Origin of the sequence: Streptomyces sp. NPDC000594 (assembly GCF_040299965.1) — a bacterium.
Lineage (GTDB): Bacteria > Actinomycetota > Actinomycetes > Streptomycetales > Streptomycetaceae > Streptomyces.
In genome coordinates this window covers 1-17,745 of sequence record NZ_JBEPCY010000025.1, presented here as the reverse complement: position 1 = coordinate 17,745, position 17,745 = coordinate 1, and the positions used below count along the sequence as shown (strand labels likewise).

Here is a 17,745-nt window from a genome sequence, read left to right as displayed (position 1 = left end):
GCGAGGAGCGGACGTCCGGAGATGTCCCGGTATCAGGACCGGGTGCCCTCGTCACTCACCAGCGTGCCGATCTTCTCACCCTTGACGGCGCGGGCGATATTGCCCTCGGCGAGAAGTTCGAAGACGAGGATCGGCAGCGCGTTGTCCCGGCAGAGGGTGATGGCGGTGGCGTCGGCGACCTTCAGGTTCCGCGCCAGTACCTCGCCGTACTCCAGCGCGTCGAACTTCACCGCGTCCGGGTTGGCCTTCGGGTCGGAGTCATAGACCCCGTCGACACCGTTCTTGCCCATCAGCAGGGCCTCGGCCTCGATCTCCAGGGCACGCTGGGCGGCCGTGGTGTCGGTGGAGAAGTAGGGCATGCCCATACCCGCGCCGAAGATCACGACGCGGCCCTTCTCCAGATGGCGCACGGCGCGCAGCGGGATATAGGGCTCCGCGACCTGGGCCATCGTGATCGCGGTCTGGACCCGGGAGTCGATGCCCTCCTTCTCCAGGAAGTCCTGGAGGGCGAGGCAGTTCATCACGGTGCCGAGCATGCCCATGTAGTCGGAGCGGGCCCGGTCCATGCCGCGGACCTGGAGTTCGGCGCCGCGGAAGAAGTTGCCGCCACCGATGACCACGGCGATCTCGGCACCGTCACGGACGACCGCGGCGATCTCGCGGGCGATGGCGTGGACGACATCGGGGTCGACGCCGAGCCCTCCGCCGCCGGAGAACGCCTCACCGGAGAGCTTCAGCATGAAGCGCCCGGCCTTCTTCACGTCATGCTTCCCGTCGTGGTCGCTGTTGTCGCCGGCAGCCTTGATGGCGTCCGCGCCCTTGTTCATGGAGATCTCCTCGTGCACATACGAAGAAGGCCATTGCGGCTCGGGTGCTGGTGTCCCTGCCGACAATGGCCTCCTCGTCAGATCTGCGGTCGTCCGGCGCCTCAGCGTCGCGGTGCCACGGGGCACACACGGCCACTGACAGCGTGAGAAACCCTAGCGGGCTCCCGGCTCGATCGCTTACTCGCCGTACTCGCTCAGGCGCCGACGCGGATGCGCGCGAAACGCTTCAGCTCGACACCGGCCTCGTCAAGAATCTTCTTGACGGACTTCTTGTTGTCCTTGGCGAACGGCTGGTCAAGAAGGGTGACCTCCTTGAAGAAGCCGTTGAGCCGACCCTCGACGATCTTCGGCAGGGCGGCCTCGGGCTTGCCCTCCTCGCGCGAGGTGGCCTCGGCGAGACGACGCTCGTTCTCCACGATCTCGGCCGGGACCTCCTCACGGGTGAGGTAGGTCGGCGCGAAGGCGGCGATGTGCTGGGCGACGTCCTTGCCGGTGAGGGCGGCGTCGTCGCCACCCTTGTCCAGCTCCACCAGCACGCCGACCTGCGGGGGCAGGTCAGGCATGGTGCGGTGCAGGTAGACGCCGACGTAACCGCCGGTGAACTGCGCGAAGCGGTCGAGAACGATCTTCTCGCCCAGGTTGGCGTTGGCCTCGTCCACGAACGCCTGGACGGTCTTGCCGGCCTCGATCTCGGAGGCGAGCAGCGCGGCGATGTCGGCCGGGGAGATGGCGGCGACATGCGCGGCCAGCTGGTCGGCGACGGCGACGAACTTCGGGCTCTTGGCGACGAAGTCGGTCTCGCACTTGAGCTCCAGCAGCACGCCGGAGGTCTTGTCCTCGGAGATCAGCGCGACGACGGCGCCGTTGCTGGCGTCACGGCCCTCGCGCTTGGCGACGCCCTTCTGACCCTTGACGCGCAGCAGCTCGACGGCCTTCTCGACGTTGCCATCGGCCTCGTCCAGCGCCTTCTTGCAGTCCATCATGCCGGCGCCGGTGAGCTCGCGGAGCTTCTTGACGTCAGCAGCGGTGTAGTTCGCCATGTCCTTGAATCTCTTCTCGAAAAGTCGAAAGTCGAAGATCTGTCGCCGGATGCGGTCGTGGGGCAGGAGTGCCGTCCCACGACAGTCTGGCGCAGATCGACGGGTGAGCGGCGGGGGCCGGTGCGTGTGTCACCGTCCCCCGCCGTTCACCTACCGAAGCTGTGCGGGCGGTCAGGCCTGCTCGGCGTCCGCGGCGGGCTGCTCGGCCTCGACGGCCGGGGCCTCGGCGGCGGGGGCCTCAGCGGCCGGAGCCTCGACCTCGGCCTCAGCGGCCTCGACGGCCTCGGCGGGCTTCTCGGCGTCGGCCTTCTTGTCGCCCTCGAGCAGGTCGCGCTCCCACTCGGCGAGGGGCTCGCCGGCGGCCTTGTCACCCGGCTTGGAGTCACCGGTGGCGACGCCGGAGCGGGCGATGAGGCCCTCGGCGACGGCGTCGGCGATCACGCGGGTGAGCAGGGTGACGGAGCGGATCGCGTCGTCGTTGCCCGGGATCTTGTAGTCGACCTCGTCGGGGTCGCAGTTGGTGTCGAGGATCGCGACGACCGGGATGTGGAGCTTGCGCGCCTCACCGACGGCGATGTGCTCCTTCTTGGTGTCGACGATCCAGACAGCGCTCGGCACCTTCTGCATCTCGCGGATGCCGCCGAGGGTCTTCTCCAGCTTGGCCTTCTCGCGGGAGAGGACCAGCAGCTCCTTCTTGGTGAGGCCGGAGGCGGCCACATCCTCGAAGTCGATCTGCTCAAGCTCCTTGAGGCGCTGCAGGCGCTTGTAGACCGTGGAGAAGTTGGTCAGCATGCCGCCGAGCCAGCGCTGGTTGACGTAGGGCATGCCCACGCGCGTGGCCTGCTCGGCGATGGCCTCCTGGGCCTGCTTCTTGGTGCCGACGAACATGATGGAGCCGCCGTGCGCGACGGTCTCCTTGACGAACTCGTAGGCGCGGTCGATGTACGACAGCGACTGGAGCAGGTCGATGATGTAGATGCCGTTGCGCTCGGTGAAGATGAAGCGCTTCATCTTCGGGTTCCAGCGACGGGTCTGGTGACCGAAGTGGACGCCGCTTTCCAGCAGCTCCCGCATCGTGACGACGGCCATGGCCGTATCTCCTTGAGTTCTCGGTTGTGTCCTGACGCCCCGAACGCGCCGTGCCACTGAGGACCGAGGAGCGCGGCCACCACACCCTGAAAGGTGAACGGTGGCGGGGCGTGCGAAGTCGACCCGGTGACCCGGGCCGCCAGAAGAAGTGTACGGGACCATCACGGCTGCGGGTGACGGCGATGTCCACAAGCGGCCCTTCATCCACAGATCGGGAGCATGATCCGCACGCCGGGGGTCCGATGGTGCACGGTCGGTGCCATGGATCTTTCGCGTGGTGCGGGACCCCGGGCAGGACTGGCGGGACGGGCGGCGGTACGAGCGCCACTCCGGGCGGTACGGGCAGGGGCCCGGGCGGTACGAGCGGCGGGCCGGGCGGTACGCCGTCGGGGCGTGCGGGGCCGGGCCGCTCCGGTGGCGGCCCTCGCGACGGCCCTGCTGGTGGCGCTGGTGGTGACGCCGCTGATGACCCTCTCCCCGGCTGTGGGACAGCCTCCCGGACCCCCCGCGGGGTACGGCGGGGCGGGGCCGCCCGCCGCCGTGCCGGGGGATGTGCGGGGGTTACGGGAGCGGGGCGCGGTATGGCCGGTGGGGCCGGGCCGGCCCCGGGTGGTGCGGGGCTGGGAGCCACCGTCGTCGCCGTACGGCCCCGGCCATCGCGGGGTGGACCTCCTGGCGCCGCCGGGGACGGTGGTCCGGGCGGCGGCCGGGGGCCGGATCGCCTTCGCGGGGCCGGTGGGCGGGCGCGGGGTGCTCACCCTCACCCTCGGAGGGCACGGGGAGGGGCCCGGCACGGGAGCCGGTACGCGGCCGGGTGCGGGGCCCCGGTCGGCGACGGGGGCGGAGGAGCCCTTGCGGATCACCTATGAGCCGGTGACCCCGGCACTGCCGGTGGGCTCGCGGGTGGCGGCGGGCGACCCGGTGGCCCGGGTGGCCGAGGGCCGCTCGCACTGCGTCACGGGCTGTCTGCACTGGGGGCTGCTGCGGGGCCGGGTGTATCTGGACCCGCTGTCGCTGCTGCCGCCGGAGCTGCTGCGGGGCGGGCCCTCCCGGCTGCTGCCGCTCACGGCGGGAGGGCCCCCGGCCGGCGCTCCGGCGGCCCGGCGCCGGGAGCGGGTCAGGCCAGGACACCCCGGAGGGCCATGGAGACGGCCGCGTCGGCGATGGATCCGGGGTCCTCGGCGGCCCCCAGCTCGATCCGGCGGACCGCCGCGTCCACCACTCCCTGGAGGAGCATCGCGGCCAGCCGGGGCTGCTCGTGCCCCAGCTCCGCCAGGGCCTCCACGATCATGGCGATCAGCCCGCCATGGGCGGCACGGATCTTCTCCCGGGCCCCGGCGTCCAGCTCACTGGCGGATATGGCGACCACCGCACGGTGCCGCCGGTCACCCACCAGCTCCAGCTGGCAGCGGACATACGCCTCGACCTTGGCGTCCGGGGTGTCCGACCGCTCCATGGCGGCCTCCACCTCGGCCGCCCAGACGGGGAAGTCGACGGCGCACAGCTCCTCGACCACCGCCGCCCGGGAGCGGAAGTACTCGTACACCGATGACCGGGCGAGGCCGGTGCGCTCGGCGAGGGCGGGGAAGGTCAGCGCCTCCGTGCCGCCGTCGGACAGCAGGGAGCGCGCGGCGTCGAGCAGGGCGTCGCGCTGCATGGTCCGGTGCTCGGCCACGGAGGCCGCTCGAATCCTGGGCACGTCTCCACTTTACGGATGCCATGGCCTGCCCGGCCACGGTTGTGGCCCAACATCCGGTGGCGCGCCCGGCTTCGGGCTCAGCGTCCGACATCGGCGAGTTTGGCCCGTAGCTGGAGCACCGACTTGGTGTGGATCTGGCTGACCCGGCTCTCCGTGACCCCCAGGACATTGCCGATCTCGGCGAGGGTCAGCCCCTCGTAGTAGTAGAGCGTGACGACGGTCTTCTCGCGGTCGGGGAGGGTATTGATGGCGCGGGCCAGCAGCCGGCGCAGCTCGCGGCCCTCGGCCACCTCGACGGGGTCGTCGGCGGCGGTGTCCTCCAGGGTGTCCATCAGACTGAGCCGGTCCCCGCCCTCGCCGCCGACATGCAGCAGCTCCTCCAGGGCGACCACATTGGCGAGGGACAACTGGCTGAAGACCGCGTGCAGTTCCTCCACCGCGATCCCCATCTCGGCGGCCACCTCGCCCTCCGAGGGGGTCCGTCTGAGCTGGGCCTCCAGGGTGGCGTAGGCGCGCTCCACCGCGCGGGCCTTCTGCCGCACGGAGCGGGGGATCCAGTCCAGTGCGCGCAGTTCGTCGATCATCGCGCCCCGGATCCGGGTGATGGCGTAGGTCTCGAACTTGATCGACCGTTCGACATCGAACTTCTCGATGGCGTCGATCAGTCCGAAGACCCCGGAGGAGACAAAGTCGGCCTGCTCCACATTGGACGGAAGCCCGACGCTCACCCGGCCCGCCACATACTTCACCAGGGGTGAGTAGTGCAGGATCAGCTGCTCGCGCAGCCGTTCGTCCCCGGAGGTCTTGTAGGCGCGCCACAGCTCGTCGAGCGAGGTGGGAGCGGGGGGACGCACGGCGCCAGGGGCAGCGGGGGGCGCTGCCGCGCGATCAGACCCGGAGGTGTGCTGGGGCATGCGTTGCCTTGAGCCGTTCTACCGTGAGGGACGTCGGGGAGGGGAGCGGACAGGCGTCTGGGCCATGGGATGGTGAGCGTAGCGTGACTGCACGGTCGCTGTGGGCGAAGGCCGGGCGAACACCCCGGTACGGGGACGGCGCCGTCGCACGCTCCCGCGCAAGGGCCCCGGGGAGTCCCGCGGGGATCGCGCGGGTCGCCCCGGCCGGCCGCGCGGGGTGCGCGGCCGACACCTTTTCACCCGAATGCTCCAGTTCATCACCCGCCTCAACGGCGACCGTGCGACCGGATCGCCGAGGGCGTCAACCGCCATGTGTCGCCGTCCCGTTCGACGAACCCCAGCGCGTGCAGTTCGTACAGCTTGCCGAGGACGGTGTCGGGACCGGCTCCCGTCTCCCGGGCGAGTCGCGGCAGGGGAAGCGCGCCCCGGGCGGGCAGGGTCTCCAGCAGCTGCCGGGCGAGCGGGTCCAGCAGATCGCGGGGGACCACCGGCCCCCGGCGGCGGGGGGCCAGCTCCCCCATCTCCCCGATCAGCTCGGCCACTTCGTCGGCGTCGGTGACCAGCACGGCACCCTCGCGCAGAAGATCGTGCACCCCGGCGGAGAGCGCGCTGGTGGCGGGCCCGGGAACCCCCATCACCGGACGGGCGAGCCGCTGGGCGCGGCGCGCGGTGACCAGGGCTCCGCTGCGGTGGGCGGCCTCCACCACGACGGTGCCCCGGGTGAGGGCGGCGATGACGCGGTTGCGGAGGACGAAGCGGGGCGCCGTGGGGTGGTCGCCGGGCGGCAGCTCCCCGACGAGCAGCCCCTGTGCGGCGATCCGGTCGAGCAGCCGGGCATGGCCCCGGGGGTAGGGCACATCCACCCCGCAGGCGAGGACCGCGACGGTGGCCCCGTCGGTGGCGAGGGCGCCCCGATGGGCCGCGCCGTCGACACCGAAGGCTCCGCCGGAGACCACGATCCAGCCCAGCTCGGCGAGTCCGGTGGCGAGAGCGGTGGCCATATGGGCGCCATAGGGCGTACAGGCACGGGCGCCGACGACGGCGACCGAGCGCAGGGCCCAGGCCCGCAGATCGGGGCCGCCGCGCACCCAGAGGCCGAGGGGGACCCCGTCGCCGAGGGCGTCGAGCTGGGTGGGCCACTCCGCGTCGCCCGGACAGATGAACCGGCCCCCGGCCCCGGTGACGGCGGCCAGATCGCGGTGCGGGTCGGCGGCGCGGGCGCGGGCCCGCCAGCGGGCGATCCGGCGCGGTCCGGCGCCCGGCGGCAGGGCGGCGGACTCCGGGCCGGTGAGCCGGGCCAGCACCTCCCGCGCGCCCAGCTCGCGCAGCCAGCGCCCGGCGCACTCGTCTCCCGGCTCGACCACCCGGGTCAGGGCGGCGCGGGCGAGGCGGTCGTCCTCGTCCATACGACCGTCCTCGTGCGTGCGCTCACCGTCGTCCATGCCCGCTCCCCCTTGGCCGCCGTGCCCCGTCACCGATTCCGTACCGGGGCGCCCGCCGCCGGACCCGGTGGGCCCGCCGCCCCGGTCGCCCCGCCCCTCGGCGGGGGTCATGACCCGGTGGGGAGGGCACCCCGGGCGACCCCGGTGCGCAGCTCCAGGGCGAGGGCGAGGTCCTCGGTGCGCGGCCGGTCGTGACCCGCGAGGTCGGCCACGGTCCAGGCGACCCGGAGCACCCGGTCGAGCCCCCGGGCGGTGAGCAGACCGCGCTCCAGGTCCCGCTCGGCGGCGGCGAGCGCCCCGGGGGTGACGGGCCAGCGGGTGCGCAGCTCATGGCCGGGCACTTCGCTGTTGACGGTCCAGGGGGTGTCGCGCAGCCGGTCGGCGGCGCGCTCCCGGGCGGCCCGGACCCGGGCGGCGACCATGGCCGTGGGCTCGCCGGACCCGCCCCGCCCCAGCAGCTCCGCCCGCTGGACGGGCTCCACCCGGACCCGCAGGTCCACCCGGTCGAGCAGCGGCCCGGAGAGCCGGGCCTGGTAGCGCCGGATCACCGAGGGCGGGCACTCGCACCCTCCGCCGTGCAGGGCGTGCCGTCCGCAGGGGCAGGGGTTGGCCGCGAGGACCAGCAGAAAGCGGGCCGGGAGCCGGACCACTCCGCCGCTGCGGGCGACCACCACATGGCCCGCCTCCAGCGGTTGCCGCAGGGCGTCCAGGACCTTGGCCGCGAACTCGGGGGTCTCGTCCAGAAAAAGGACCCCCCGGTGGGCGAGGGAGACCGCACCGGGCCGGGGCAGTCCATTGCCGCCGCCGACCAGGGAGGGCATGGTGGCCGAGTGGTGCGGGGCGCAGTAGGGCGGGGTGCCGACCAGGGGCTGGCCGGGCGGCAGGATGCCCGCGACCGAGTGGACGGCCGTGACCTCCAACGCCTCCTGCCGGGTCAGCGGCGGCAGCACGCCGGGCAGCCGCTCCGCCAGCATCGTCTTCCCGGCCCCCGGCGGGCCGTGGAGCATCAGATGGTGGGCCCCGGCGGCGGCGATCTCCAGGGCCGCGCGGGGCATCCGCTGGCCGGCGACATCGGCGAGGTCCGGGCCGCCCGGCAGCGCGGTGGGGGCCAGACCGGTGCCGACCCCGGCGCCGGGCACCGCGAGCCCCGCGAGCATCGGATCGGGGGCGCCCTCGGGGAGCGGCTCCTCGTCCGGGACGGGCTCATCGGTGAGCACGGCGATCAGCTGCCGCAGGCTGCGCACCCCGAGGACGGAGACCCCGGGGACCAGGGCGGCCTCCCCGGCGGTCTGCTCCGGCACCACCACCTGGCGGTATCCGGCCGCCGCAGCGGCGAGCACGGCGGGCAGCACTCCGCGCACCGGCCGGACCCGCCCGTCCAGGCCCAGCTCCCCGATGAGGACCAGATCGGCGATGGCGGCCGGGTCGATCCGCTCGGCCGCGCCGAGAACGGCAACAGCGACAGCGAGATCGAATCCGCTGCCCCCTTTGGGCACGGAGGCGGGGCTGAGCCCGACGGTGAGCTTCTTCTGCGGCCACTCGGCACCCGAGTTGACCAGGGCGGCCCTGACCCGGTCCCGGCTCTCCACCAGGCTCTTGTCGGGGAGGCCGACCAGGGTGAAGGCGGCGACGCCGCGCTCCAGGTCGGCCTGGACCTCGACCACCACGCCCTCGACGCCGACCAGGGCCACCGAACAGGTACGGGCGAACATCGTCAGACCACCCCCCGGACATGCTCGACCCGGGGCGCGCCCCGGTGGGGCAGCACCACCCCCACCAGGTCGATCCGCACCCCGCCCGGCGGGGCGCCCTCGCGCTCCAGCCAGCAGGCGGCGAGATGCCGCAGCCGCTCCGCCTTGGCGGGGGTGACCGCCGCCATCGGATGCTCGAACCGGCCCGCTCTGCGGGTCTTGACCTCGCAGACCACGACGGTGTCGCCGTCCCGGGCGACGATGTCGATCTCACCCGCCCGGCCGTACCGCCAGTTCCTCGCCAGAACCGTCATCCCCGACGCGGCCAGCAGCCGCGCCGCCAGCTCCTCGCCGTACCGTCCCAGTGCCCCCGTCGTGTTCATCCGGCACCACCTCCGGTACCGACGATGACGGGTGATGCCCTCGGCCGTGGATCTCTGTGGACAACCTCCGGCCTGTGGACAACTCAGCCACCCGGAAGTTCGAGATCGCTCTTGCTCAACTCCTCGATGTTCACATCCTTGAAGGTGAGAACGCGGACCTGCTTGACGAACCGGGCCGGTCTATACATGTCCCAGACCCAGGCATCCGCCATCGTGACCTCGAAGAACACCTCACCCTGGACCGAGTGGACCTGCATCTCGTAGTCATTGGTGAGATAGAAACGACGCTCGGTCTCGATCACGTACTTGAACAGTCCGACGACGTCGCGGTACTCCCGGTAGAGCTTCAGCTCCATCTCGGTCTCGTACTTTTCGAGGTCCTCGGCGCTCATGACTTGTTCCCCTTCAGCCGTGCGTCCCCCCTCATGGTGCGCCCGGTGCTCCCGCTCCTAGACGATTTCCGGAGCGAGGACCACGGGCATGCTCGGAGGGCCCTCGTCGAGCAGTGTGCGCAACAGCCCGGCGAGCTTGGTCGGGTACACCGTCTCACGCGCGGCGGACAGTTCGGCGGAAGTCCACCATCTGAGCCCGGAGACACTGCGCCGCTCCAGCTCGGTCAGGGCGCGCGGGGCGACGGCGGTCCGTTCCGTACGGGCCAGGAAGTACCACTCGTCCTGGTACCAGCGGCGGCCGTCGAAGGGAAAGGAGCAGATCCGCTGCCAGATCACCGGGCCGAGTTCGACCTCGGTGATCCCGGTCTCCTCGGCCAGCTCCCGCAGCGCGGCCTCCTGCCGGGTCTCGGCGCCCTCCACCCCTCCCCCGGGGGTGAACCACCAGTCGTCGTCCGGGGCACCCGGTTCGAAGCCGTGCATCAGCAGGATGCGGTCCCGGGGATCGAGCAGCACCACCCGGGCGACCGGACGCAGCGGGGTCAGGGGCCCCGGTGCCGCCGGACGCTCAGGCCCCGGCACCCGCGACCGTCCTTCCGGCCCCCGCGCCCGCCCGGCGGCGGGCGGTGAGCGGACCATGGGCCGCGCCGCCGATGATCAGAACCGCCCCGGCGGCCACCGCGAGCGTGATCAGCCGGATCGGGCCCGGCTCGGAGACACCCCCCGGCAGCGCGGCGAAGCCCTCGGGGCGCTCGATCGTCCCCCCGGTCAACGGCCAGGCGAAGGCGTCGAGCCGCCCCCGTACCGCCGAGCCCGGCACCGAGCCGCCGCCCGCCTCCTGGAGGTGCGAACGGGAGTCCAGGGACCCCATCCGTTCGTCCCCCAGCAGGAAGAGCCGGCCCTCGGGGACCTTCGCGGTGAAGGTCTCGGACGTCCCCTGTCCCGTGGAGCGGGAGAGATAGGGCTCCTCGACCGGGCGCCCGTTGACCGTCAGCCGACCGCCCTCACCACAGCAGGAGACGGTGTCCCCGCCGACCCCGACCACCCGCTTCAGCATCGGCCCGCCGCCCCACTGCCCGTCCTCGAAGACCACGATGTCCCCGCGCCGGGCCTCGGCGCCGTCGATGCGCTCGGCCAGCACCCGGTCGCCCGGCCGGACGGTCGGGTACATGGAGTCGGTGGGCACGGCGTACGGCCGGTAGACCAGCGCACCCCAGGCGAATCCGCCGAGAAACAGCAGACAGCCGACGGCCACGGCCACCCCGGACAGCTTCCTGCCGAGCCGGCCGCCGCTCCCGCGTTCCGTTCCCATCCCGCGCTCCCACCCCTCGGAGATACGGCAGCCGGCCCCCGGCGCGGATCGCGCGGGGGGCCGGAGTGCCACGATCCGGGACGGAACCCTATCGGGCGGTGCCCCCGGCGGTCAGCCGCTTGCGCCGCCAGAGCACCAGCGGCAGCGCGCCCAGGGCACCCATGGCCAGCGGTGCGGAGGAGACCGCGACCGACGCCGCCGCGTTCAGGCCGGGCTGGTCGTAGGTGTCGGGGACGGAGAGGGTCGTCCAGCGGTCGACCGGCCAGGCGATGACGACGGCACGGCCCACGACCTTGTCGACCGGAACGAAGCCGCCGTTGACATCCTCCATGTGGTAGCGGGAGTCGCGGGAGTTCTGCCGGTGGTCGCCCATCACCCAGAGCTTGTCGTCGGGCACCTTGAAGGGGCCGAACGGCTGGTCGTCACAGGCGCTGTTGCCGGGGAAGACATAGGGCTCGTCCAGCGTCTTCCCGTTCACCTTCACGGGGCCGCCCTTACGGCACTCCACGGTGTCACCGCCGACCGCGATGACCCGCTTGATCAGGTCCTTCTCCTCGGCCGACGGCATCAGACCGATAAAGCTGAGGAACTTCTGGAGAGCGTTGGGGTCGGGGGTGGGCTCACCCTCCAGCCAGCCGCCCGGGTCATGGAAGACCACGACCTCGCCGCGCTCGGGCTCCGAGCCGAACCACGGCGTCAGCTTGTCCACCAGCACCCGGTCACCGCGCTGAAGGGTGTTCTGCATCGAATCCGAGGGAATCGAGAACGCCTGGACCAGGAAGGTCTTGATCAGCAGCGCCAGCACCAGCGCGATACCGATCAGGAGCGGCAGCTCCTTCCAGAAGGACCGCTGTCCCTTCTTCCGCTCGCCCCCGTCGGATCCATCGGCCCCTTCCTCGACGGGGGTCTCCCCGCCCGGGGGGACATCGCCCGGCACGGCCGAAGAGGAGTCGAGGGGCTCCCTGGGCCCGTCCTCCGGCTGCTCGTGCCCGGACCGTGCGCCGACCGCCACGTCCCCCACATCCACTCCTCACTCCGTGCGAACCGCCTGCCCCGAAGAAGAAGCAGGCCCACTACTCCCATAACGAGCGGGAGTTCCGCAAGGGTCGGGAGCAGGACCATTCCATTGCGATCCTGGGAAGACAGCCTATGCGACGCGGGTGACGACACAGCCGAATCCCCACGCGCGTCCCCGCTCCGGTCCCCCTGCGCGTCCCCGCTCGGGTACCCCTGGGTGATCCCGTTCCGGCCCGGGGGCGGGACCTCTTCGGCCGACCCGCCCGCCGCCGTGGACCGCTCCGTTCCGCCCGCCGCCGCCGTGGAGCGCTCCGTTCCGGCCACCGACCCGTCCACCGCCGGGACCGGGTCAAAGGTCTCCGGCTCCGCCAGCCGGCGCCAGTGGCCCACCGGCCAGGCGATGACCACGGCCCGTCCCACCACCTGGTCCTCGGAGATCGTCCCCTGGTCGCCGTCGCCGAGGTGGAAGCGGGAGTCGGCCGAGTGGGACCGGTGGTCGCCCAGGACGAAGAGCCGCCCGGGGGCCACCTTCACCTCGAAGCTCACCGTCGACGGCGCCTCGCCCGGCTTCAGATACGGCTCGTCCAGCGGGACACCGTTGACGCTGACCCGTCCGTCCGCCCCGCAGCAGCGCACCGTGTCGCCGCCGACCGCGACCACGCGCTTGATCAGGTCCCGCTGATTGCCGGAGGGAAGCAGTCCGACAAAGGTCAGCGCCTGCTTGATCTGTTTCACGCCAACCGGGTCGTCGCCCGGGGCGGGGGCGCTCTCCCCCTGGAGCCAGCCGCCGGGGTCCCTGAAGACCACCACGTCCCCGCGCTCCGGCGCGGCGCCGAACCAGGGGGTCAGCTTGTCCACCAGCACCCGGTCCTGGACCCGGATGGTGTTCTCCATCGAGCCCGAGGGGATGACGAACGCCTGCACCAGGAAGGTCTTGAGCAGCAGGGCGATCCCCAGGGCCACCCCGACCATCAGCGGGATCTCCCGCAGCGCGGTCCGGCGCCGGCGGCGCTCGACCTTGCGGGCGAGGCGTCGGCGCTCGGCCCGGCCCGACGGCACAGGGCCGTCGGCACCGGGTCCCGGCGCCACCCGGGAGGCGTGGGAAACCCGGCCAGGACCCCGGTCGGCACCGGCGGGCCCCTCGGCCGGTCCATCGGCGGGGCCTCCGGCGGGGCGGGGCCCGCCCCCGGCGGATGGGCGGGTATCCGCCCGATGGCCGGGGGGCCGTCCGCGTCTACCCATGCGCACCGCCCGGGTCGGTGGCCCGTACATCACCCGGGTCCGGGTCCCGCGCAGCACCCGGGTCCCGCGTAGTGCCCTGATCGGGGGCCCGGGTAGCGCCGGAGCGGCCGGGACCCGTGACATGTCCACCGGGCGGCGGCCCAGGGACCCGGTCGAAAGCCTCGGTCCGTTCCAGCGAGTCCCAGCGCCCCATCGGCCAGCCGATCCAGTCCACCCGGCCGATGACCTGCTCCACCGGGACCATGCCACCACCCGGGGCGCCCAGCAGATCCCGGGAGTCCCGGGAGTCGGAGCGGTGGTCGCCCATCACCCACAGTCGACCCGGCGGGACGACCACATCGAACGGCACCTCGGAGGGGGCGTCGCCGGGCGACAGATACTCCCTCTCGTCCACCGCCACCCCGTTCACCCGGAGCCGTCCGTCCCGGTCGCAGCAGACCACCCGGTCGCCGCCGACGCCCACCACCCGCTTCACGAAGTCGCTGGCGTCGGACTCCCTGAGCCCCACGGTGGTCAGCGCGCTCCTGACGGCGGCGCTCACCGGGTTCCCGTCGGCCGCCCCGCCATGGACAAAGGAGCCCTCACCGTCAAAGACCACCAGATCGCCACGGGCCGGAGGGTCGTCGTCACCGTAGGCGAGCTTGTTGACGAGGACCCGGTCCCCGGTACGGAGGGTGGGTTCCATCGAGCCGCTGGGGATCTGGAAGGGCTGGATCACAAACCGGCTGAAAAGCAGCACACCCAGGGTGACGACCACGGCCTGGAGCAGCAGCCGGCGCCAGGAGCGCGCGACCCCGGAGGACACCTCCGTACCACCCGTCCCCTGCCCCTCACCATCGCCGTCACCGTCAGTGAGCGCGGCGGGTTCCGCACGCTCCATGAGGGACGAGGAGGACGAAGCCGGGTCGGCGGCGTCACGCTCGGTGTTCATCGCTGTGGTGTCCATACGAGGGCGAAGCCTAGCGGCCCCCGCTGAACGGCCGGGCACCCGCGCGGGCCCCCGGCCACCGATCGGCCGTCGCACACAGAGACGACCCATCCCCCGTTCGCGAAGCGGAGCGGCGCCACCGGGCCCCTGCCCCCGGCGGGCCGGGCACACAACGCGACGAGCCGCCGCTCGGAGAGAGCGACGGCTCGTGGAGTCGGTACCTCACCGGGTACCGGCAGCGGGACAACCTCAGTTGTCGCGCTTCTCCTTGATCTTCGCGGCCTTGCCGCGCAGCTCACGGAGGTAGTACAGCTTCGCGCGGCGGACGTCACCACGGGTGACCAGCTCGATCTTCTCGAAGATCGGGCTGTGCACCGGGAAGGTCCGCTCGACACCGACGGAGAAGGAGACCTTGCGGACCGTGAAGGTCTCGCTGACGCCCGCACCCTGGCGGCGGATGACGACACCCTTGAACTGCTGGATACGGGAGCGGTTGCCCTCGATGACGCGAACGTGGACGTTCACGGTGTCACCGGGACGGAAGGCCGGGACGTCGGTCCGCAGCGAGGCGGAGTTGACGGCGTCGAGCACGTGCGTCATGTTCGTCTGCTTTCTTCGCCGATGCCACAGGTCATCAGCGGGAGAGAGGATGAGGTTCAGGGGCCTGCACATCGGAGCGGGCGTCGTGTCCCCCTGCGGCAGGGGCGCACGCCGGACGTACGGCAGCGGCCTATTCTTCCACGACCGACGGCCTGCGCCAAAATCGGCCACCGGGCTCCGGCGCCCAGCCCAGGATCGAGAGGGTCTCGCGGTCCTTCTTGTCGAACCCGGCGGGGTCGCACCGCTCGATCAGGTCGGGCCGCATCTCGGCCGTACGGGCCAGCGCCTCGTCCCGGCGCCAGCGGGCGATCTTCCCATGGTGTCCGCTGGTCAGCATCGACGGAATGGCCCGGCCGCGCCAGACGGGCGGCTTGGTGTAGACGGGCCCCTCCAGCAGATCGGCCATGGCACCCGGCGCGAAGGAGTCGTCCCGGTGGGACTCGGCATTGCCCAGCACCCCCGGCAGCAGCCGGGCGACCGCCTCGGTGATCACCAGAACGGGGGCCTCACCGCCCGCCAGGACGTAGTCGCCGATGGAGACCTCGTACACCGGCATCCGGGTGGCGTACTCGTCCATGACCCGGCGGTCGATGCCCTCGTACCGGGCCGGGGCGAAGATCAGCCAGGGCCGCTCGGAGAGTTCGACGGCGAGTTCCTGGGTGAAGGGCCGGCCGCTGGGAGTGGGCACCACCAGGGCCGGGGTGTGCGCCCCGGCCTCGTATCCATCGGCGAGGACGGTGTCGAGCGCCTCCCCCCAGGGGTCGGGCTTCATCACCATGCCGGGACCGCCGCCGTACGGGGTGTCGTCCACGGTGTTGTGCCGGTCGTACGTCCACTCCCGCAGATCGCTCACCCGGACGTCGAGGACGCCCCGGGCGCACGCCTTGCCGACGAGCGAGACATTCAGCGGCGCCAGATACTCGGGAAAGATCGTGAGAACGTCCAGCCGCATCAGGCATCGCCCTCGCCGGTGCCGGTGCCACGGGAGGCGGAACCGGAGCCGGTGTCACGCGCGGCGGAGTCCGGGGCCTCGTCGCGCGACGAAGCGATCTCCGCACGGTCGTCGATCAGACCCGGCGGCGGATCGATCACGGCCCGCTGCTCCTCCAGGTCCACCTCGGTGACGATCTCCGTGACGAACGGGATCATGACCTCGCTGCCGTCCGGGCGCTCCACGATGAACAGGTCCTGCGAGGGCAGATGGCTGATCTCGGTGATCCGCCCGACCTCGGTGCCGTCCACGGTGACCACATCGAGGTCGATGAGCTGGTGGTCGTAGTACTCGCCGTCGCCGTCGGGCGTCGCCTCGGGGTCGACATCGGCGATGAGCAGGGTCTCCCGCAGCGCCTCGGCGCCATTGCGGTCCCGTACGCCCACGAAGCGCAGCAGCAGCCTGCCGCTGTGCACCCGCCCGGTCTCGATCGTCAGCGGTCCCCGGGAGGCGGGGTCGGTGCGCAGCACCGCGCCGGGGCCGAGCCGCAGCTCCGGCTCGTCCGTGCGGACCTCCACACTGACCTCGCCCTTGACGCCATGGGCCCGGCCGATCCGGCCCACTACCAACTGCACGGTGCTCTCTCTTCTGTCGTCACTGCGGCTCCACGGGCCGGACCGTCCGTCGTCACTGCGGCTCCACGGCCGGGACCGTCTGCCGTCACCACGGCTCCGGCCGTACCGGATCGCCGGCGCCACCGGGAACCCGCGGTACGCGCCCCGGCTCCGGGGCGGGTACGACTACGGGCCGGGGAGGGCTGTTGCCCCTCCCCGGCCCGAGCCGGTGTTCAACTGTCTCAGTGGACCTGGTCCACATCGACGAGGTCGACACGGATGCCGCGACCGCCGATGGCGCCCACGACGGTCCGCAGGGCACGTGCGGTGCGGCCATTACGGCCGATCACCTTGCCGAGGTCATCGGGGTGGACCCGGACCTCAAGCACCCGCCCACGGCGCAGATTGCGCGAGGCCACCTGCACGTCGTCGGGGTTGTCGACGATGCCCTTCACGAGGTGCTCCAGCGCCTCTTCGAGCATGCTCAGGCCTCGGTCGACTCGGCGGCGTCAGCCGCGTCGTCCGCCTTCTTGTCGGCCTTCTTCGCCTTCGGAGTGATGGCCTCACCCTTGGCGTCGCCGCCCTCAAGGGCCTTGGCGAACTCGTCGAACGCGGCGCGCTTGTCGGCCTTGGGCTCGGCAACGAGCAGCGGCGCCGGGGCCGGCAGGCCCTTGTGCTTCTGCCAGTCACCGGTGAGCTTCAGGATGGCCAGCACGGGCTCGGTCGGCTGGGCGCCGACGGAGAGCCAGTACTGCGCACGCTCCGCGTTGACCTCGATGCGGGAGGGGTTCTGCACCGGGTGGTACAGGCCGATCTCCTCGATGGCCCGGCCGTCACGGCGGGTACGGGAGTCGGCGACGACGATGCGGTAGTGAGGCGAACGGATCTTGCCCAGACGCTTCAGCTTGATCTTGACTGCCACGGAAGTGGTGTCTCCTGGTCTTGACGTGGTTGGGCACAACGAGATGCCACGTGGGGTTGCGGTACTCGGGGTGCCCGATGGACGCGTCAGCCGGAGGAGAGAGGGGTCCTATGCGGCCGTCGAGTACAGCTGTCCATTGTGCCACACGCCGATGACGTGCTCTCCCCCGGACCTGCGCCGCCCCCGTCAGGCGGCCGGGCCGGGGGTCAGCTCGCAGCGGCGACCGGCTCGGGGATACGGAAGGGCTTGCCGCAGCCGCCGCAGACGATGGGCGCCTGGGCGAGGACCGAGGGCACCACCCGCACATTGCGACCGCAGTCGCAGACGGCCTTGACCCGGACGCCACCGCCCGAGGAGCCGTGCCGGGCGGCCGGCCCCCGGAAGGAGCGCTTGGTGTCGGAGGCCGTGGCGACCGTGTGCGCCTTGAGGGCGCGCTGGAGCCGGTCGATGGTGGGCCGGTACCGGCGCTTGGCCTCGGGTGTGAGGGCGACCAGCGAGAAGCCACTGCTGGGATGCGGCTCCTCGGCGTGGTCGAGCCCCATCTCCTCGGCAATCGCCAGGAATCTGCGGTTGTGATAACGGCCGGCGCGCGAGGTGTCCCGGACACCTCGCCGGCGGGGGGGAGCGAGGAATAGGCTATGGGGCGGGGGGAGAACGGGGGGGCGGGGGCGCCGGCGGCGGGAGGGGCAGACCGAAGGGGAGCGG

At 72.2% G+C, this 17,745-nt stretch carries 19 protein-coding genes and 1 pseudogene; all 20 read right to left on the bottom strand.

The features are described from left to right. Positions 1 to 32: 32 nt before the first annotated feature. The gene (gene pyrH, locus ABT354_RS27285) at positions 33 to 827 is read right to left on the bottom strand and encodes a UMP kinase (protein ID WP_351498461.1); all 795 of its coding nucleotides are present in this window, start codon (positions 825 to 827) and stop codon (positions 33 to 35) included. Between the two features lie 194 nt (positions 828 to 1,021). Further along, complete coding sequence (tsf, locus tag ABT354_RS27280; protein WP_351498459.1) at positions 1,022 to 1,867, bottom strand: translation elongation factor Ts; 846 nt, start codon at positions 1,865 to 1,867, stop codon at positions 1,022 to 1,024. 171 nt (positions 1,868 to 2,038) lie between these two features. Continuing rightward, complete coding sequence (gene rpsB, locus ABT354_RS27275; RefSeq protein WP_351498457.1) at positions 2,039 to 2,956, bottom strand: 30S ribosomal protein S2; 918 nt, start codon at positions 2,954 to 2,956, stop codon at positions 2,039 to 2,041. Positions 2,957 to 4,073: 1,117 nt separating this feature from the next. Next, positions 4,074 to 4,631, bottom strand: a complete 558-nt coding sequence (locus ABT354_RS27265; protein WP_351498605.1) for a TetR/AcrR family transcriptional regulator — start codon at positions 4,629 to 4,631, stop codon at positions 4,074 to 4,076. Between the two features lie 101 nt (positions 4,632 to 4,732). Next, positions 4,733 to 5,569, bottom strand: coding sequence for an RNA polymerase sigma factor WhiG (whiG, locus tag ABT354_RS27260; RefSeq protein WP_351498455.1), 837 nt, complete (start codon positions 5,567 to 5,569; stop codon positions 4,733 to 4,735). 266 nt (positions 5,570 to 5,835) lie between these two features. After that, positions 5,836 to 6,975, bottom strand: a complete 1,140-nt coding sequence (gene dprA, locus ABT354_RS27255; protein ID WP_351498603.1) for a DNA-processing protein DprA — start codon at positions 6,973 to 6,975, stop codon at positions 5,836 to 5,838. Positions 6,976 to 7,118: 143 nt separating this feature from the next. Beyond that, positions 7,119 to 8,723, bottom strand: a complete 1,605-nt coding sequence (locus ABT354_RS27250; RefSeq protein WP_351498453.1) for a YifB family Mg chelatase-like AAA ATPase — start codon at positions 8,721 to 8,723, stop codon at positions 7,119 to 7,121. Positions 8,724 to 8,725: 2 nt separating this feature from the next. Continuing rightward, complete coding sequence (locus ABT354_RS27245) at positions 8,726 to 9,085, bottom strand: YraN family protein (RefSeq protein WP_351498451.1); 360 nt, start codon at positions 9,083 to 9,085, stop codon at positions 8,726 to 8,728. 83 nt (positions 9,086 to 9,168) lie between these two features. Then, positions 9,169 to 9,477, bottom strand: a complete 309-nt coding sequence (locus ABT354_RS27240; protein WP_003962020.1) for a DUF2469 domain-containing protein — start codon at positions 9,475 to 9,477, stop codon at positions 9,169 to 9,171. Between the two features lie 57 nt (positions 9,478 to 9,534). After that, positions 9,535 to 10,056: an NUDIX hydrolase gene (locus tag ABT354_RS27235; RefSeq protein WP_351498448.1), complete on the bottom strand. Its 522-nt coding sequence runs from the start codon at positions 10,054 to 10,056 to the stop codon at positions 9,535 to 9,537. Beyond that, positions 10,043 to 10,786: a signal peptidase I gene (gene lepB / locus ABT354_RS27230; RefSeq protein WP_351498445.1), complete on the bottom strand. Its 744-nt coding sequence runs from the start codon at positions 10,784 to 10,786 to the stop codon at positions 10,043 to 10,045. The genes ABT354_RS27235 and lepB (ABT354_RS27230) overlap by 14 nt, the downstream gene beginning before the upstream one ends. 88 nt (positions 10,787 to 10,874) lie before the next feature. After that, positions 10,875 to 11,723, bottom strand: a complete 849-nt coding sequence (gene lepB / locus ABT354_RS27225) for a signal peptidase I (protein WP_351498443.1) — start codon at positions 11,721 to 11,723, stop codon at positions 10,875 to 10,877. Beyond that, a complete protein-coding gene (lepB, locus tag ABT354_RS27220) occupies positions 11,606 to 13,045 on the bottom strand; it encodes a signal peptidase I (protein ID WP_502983512.1) in 1,440 nt (479 codons plus the stop codon). The genes lepB (ABT354_RS27225) and lepB (ABT354_RS27220) overlap by 118 nt, the downstream gene beginning before the upstream one ends. Then, on the bottom strand, positions 13,038 to 13,991 hold the full coding sequence (lepB, locus tag ABT354_RS27215) for a signal peptidase I (RefSeq protein ID WP_351498439.1): 954 nt from the start codon (positions 13,989 to 13,991) through the stop codon (positions 13,038 to 13,040). Before lepB (ABT354_RS27215) ends, lepB (ABT354_RS27220) begins: the two co-directional genes overlap by 8 nt. A gap of 231 nt (positions 13,992 to 14,222) precedes the next feature. After that, complete coding sequence (rplS, locus tag ABT354_RS27210) at positions 14,223 to 14,573, bottom strand: 50S ribosomal protein L19 (protein ID WP_323450956.1); 351 nt, start codon at positions 14,571 to 14,573, stop codon at positions 14,223 to 14,225. Positions 14,574 to 14,703: 130 nt separating this feature from the next. Next, on the bottom strand, positions 14,704 to 15,525 hold the full coding sequence (gene trmD, locus ABT354_RS27205; protein ID WP_351498436.1) for a tRNA (guanosine(37)-N1)-methyltransferase TrmD: 822 nt from the start codon (positions 15,523 to 15,525) through the stop codon (positions 14,704 to 14,706). Continuing rightward, positions 15,525 to 16,139, bottom strand: coding sequence for a ribosome maturation factor RimM (rimM, locus tag ABT354_RS27200; RefSeq protein ID WP_351498434.1), 615 nt, complete (start codon positions 16,137 to 16,139; stop codon positions 15,525 to 15,527). The genes trmD and rimM overlap by 1 nt, the downstream gene beginning before the upstream one ends. A 221-nt stretch (positions 16,140 to 16,360) precedes the next feature. Next, positions 16,361 to 16,600, bottom strand: a complete 240-nt coding sequence (locus ABT354_RS27195; RefSeq protein ID WP_018850017.1) for an RNA-binding protein — start codon at positions 16,598 to 16,600, stop codon at positions 16,361 to 16,363. Positions 16,601 to 16,602: 2 nt separating this feature from the next. After that, positions 16,603 to 17,040: a 30S ribosomal protein S16 gene (rpsP, locus tag ABT354_RS27190; RefSeq protein WP_351498431.1), complete on the bottom strand. Its 438-nt coding sequence runs from the start codon at positions 17,038 to 17,040 to the stop codon at positions 16,603 to 16,605. A gap of 206 nt (positions 17,041 to 17,246) precedes the next feature. Further along, positions 17,247 to 17,651 (bottom strand): annotated as a pseudogene (locus ABT354_RS27185) (hypothetical protein); the annotation flags it as partial. Between the last annotated feature and the right edge of the window lie 94 nt (positions 17,652 to 17,745).

Coding starts and splice junctions, on each gene's coding strand:
- ABT354_RS27240 (WP_003962020.1), bottom strand. CDS start 9,477: ATGAGCGCCGAGGACCTCGAAAAGTACGAGACCGAGATGGAGCTGAAG.
- lepB (WP_351498439.1), bottom strand. CDS start 13,991: ATGGACACCACAGCGATGAACACCGAGCGTGACGCCGCCGACCCGGCT.
- rpsB (WP_351498457.1), bottom strand. CDS start 2,956: ATGGCCGTCGTCACGATGCGGGAGCTGCTGGAAAGCGGCGTCCACTTC.
- lepB (WP_502983512.1), bottom strand. CDS start 13,045: ATGGGTAGACGCGGACGGCCCCCCGGCCATCGGGCGGATACCCGCCCA.
- rplS (WP_323450956.1), bottom strand. CDS start 14,573: ATGACGCACGTGCTCGACGCCGTCAACTCCGCCTCGCTGCGGACCGAC.
- lepB (WP_351498445.1), bottom strand. CDS start 10,786: ATGGGAACGGAACGCGGGAGCGGCGGCCGGCTCGGCAGGAAGCTGTCC.
- ABT354_RS27245 (WP_351498451.1), bottom strand. CDS start 9,085: ATGAACACGACGGGGGCACTGGGACGGTACGGCGAGGAGCTGGCGGCG.
- ABT354_RS27195 (WP_018850017.1), bottom strand. CDS start 16,600: ATGCTCGAAGAGGCGCTGGAGCACCTCGTGAAGGGCATCGTCGACAAC.
- whiG (WP_351498455.1), bottom strand. CDS start 5,569: ATGCCCCAGCACACCTCCGGGTCTGATCGCGCGGCAGCGCCCCCCGCT.
- ABT354_RS27250 (WP_351498453.1), bottom strand. CDS start 8,723: ATGTTCGCCCGTACCTGTTCGGTGGCCCTGGTCGGCGTCGAGGGCGTG.
- trmD (WP_351498436.1), bottom strand. CDS start 15,525: ATGCGGCTGGACGTTCTCACGATCTTTCCCGAGTATCTGGCGCCGCTG.
- pyrH (WP_351498461.1), bottom strand. CDS start 827: ATGAACAAGGGCGCGGACGCCATCAAGGCTGCCGGCGACAACAGCGAC.
- dprA (WP_351498603.1), bottom strand. CDS start 6,975: ATGGACGAGGACGACCGCCTCGCCCGCGCCGCCCTGACCCGGGTGGTC.
- tsf (WP_351498459.1), bottom strand. CDS start 1,867: ATGGCGAACTACACCGCTGCTGACGTCAAGAAGCTCCGCGAGCTCACC.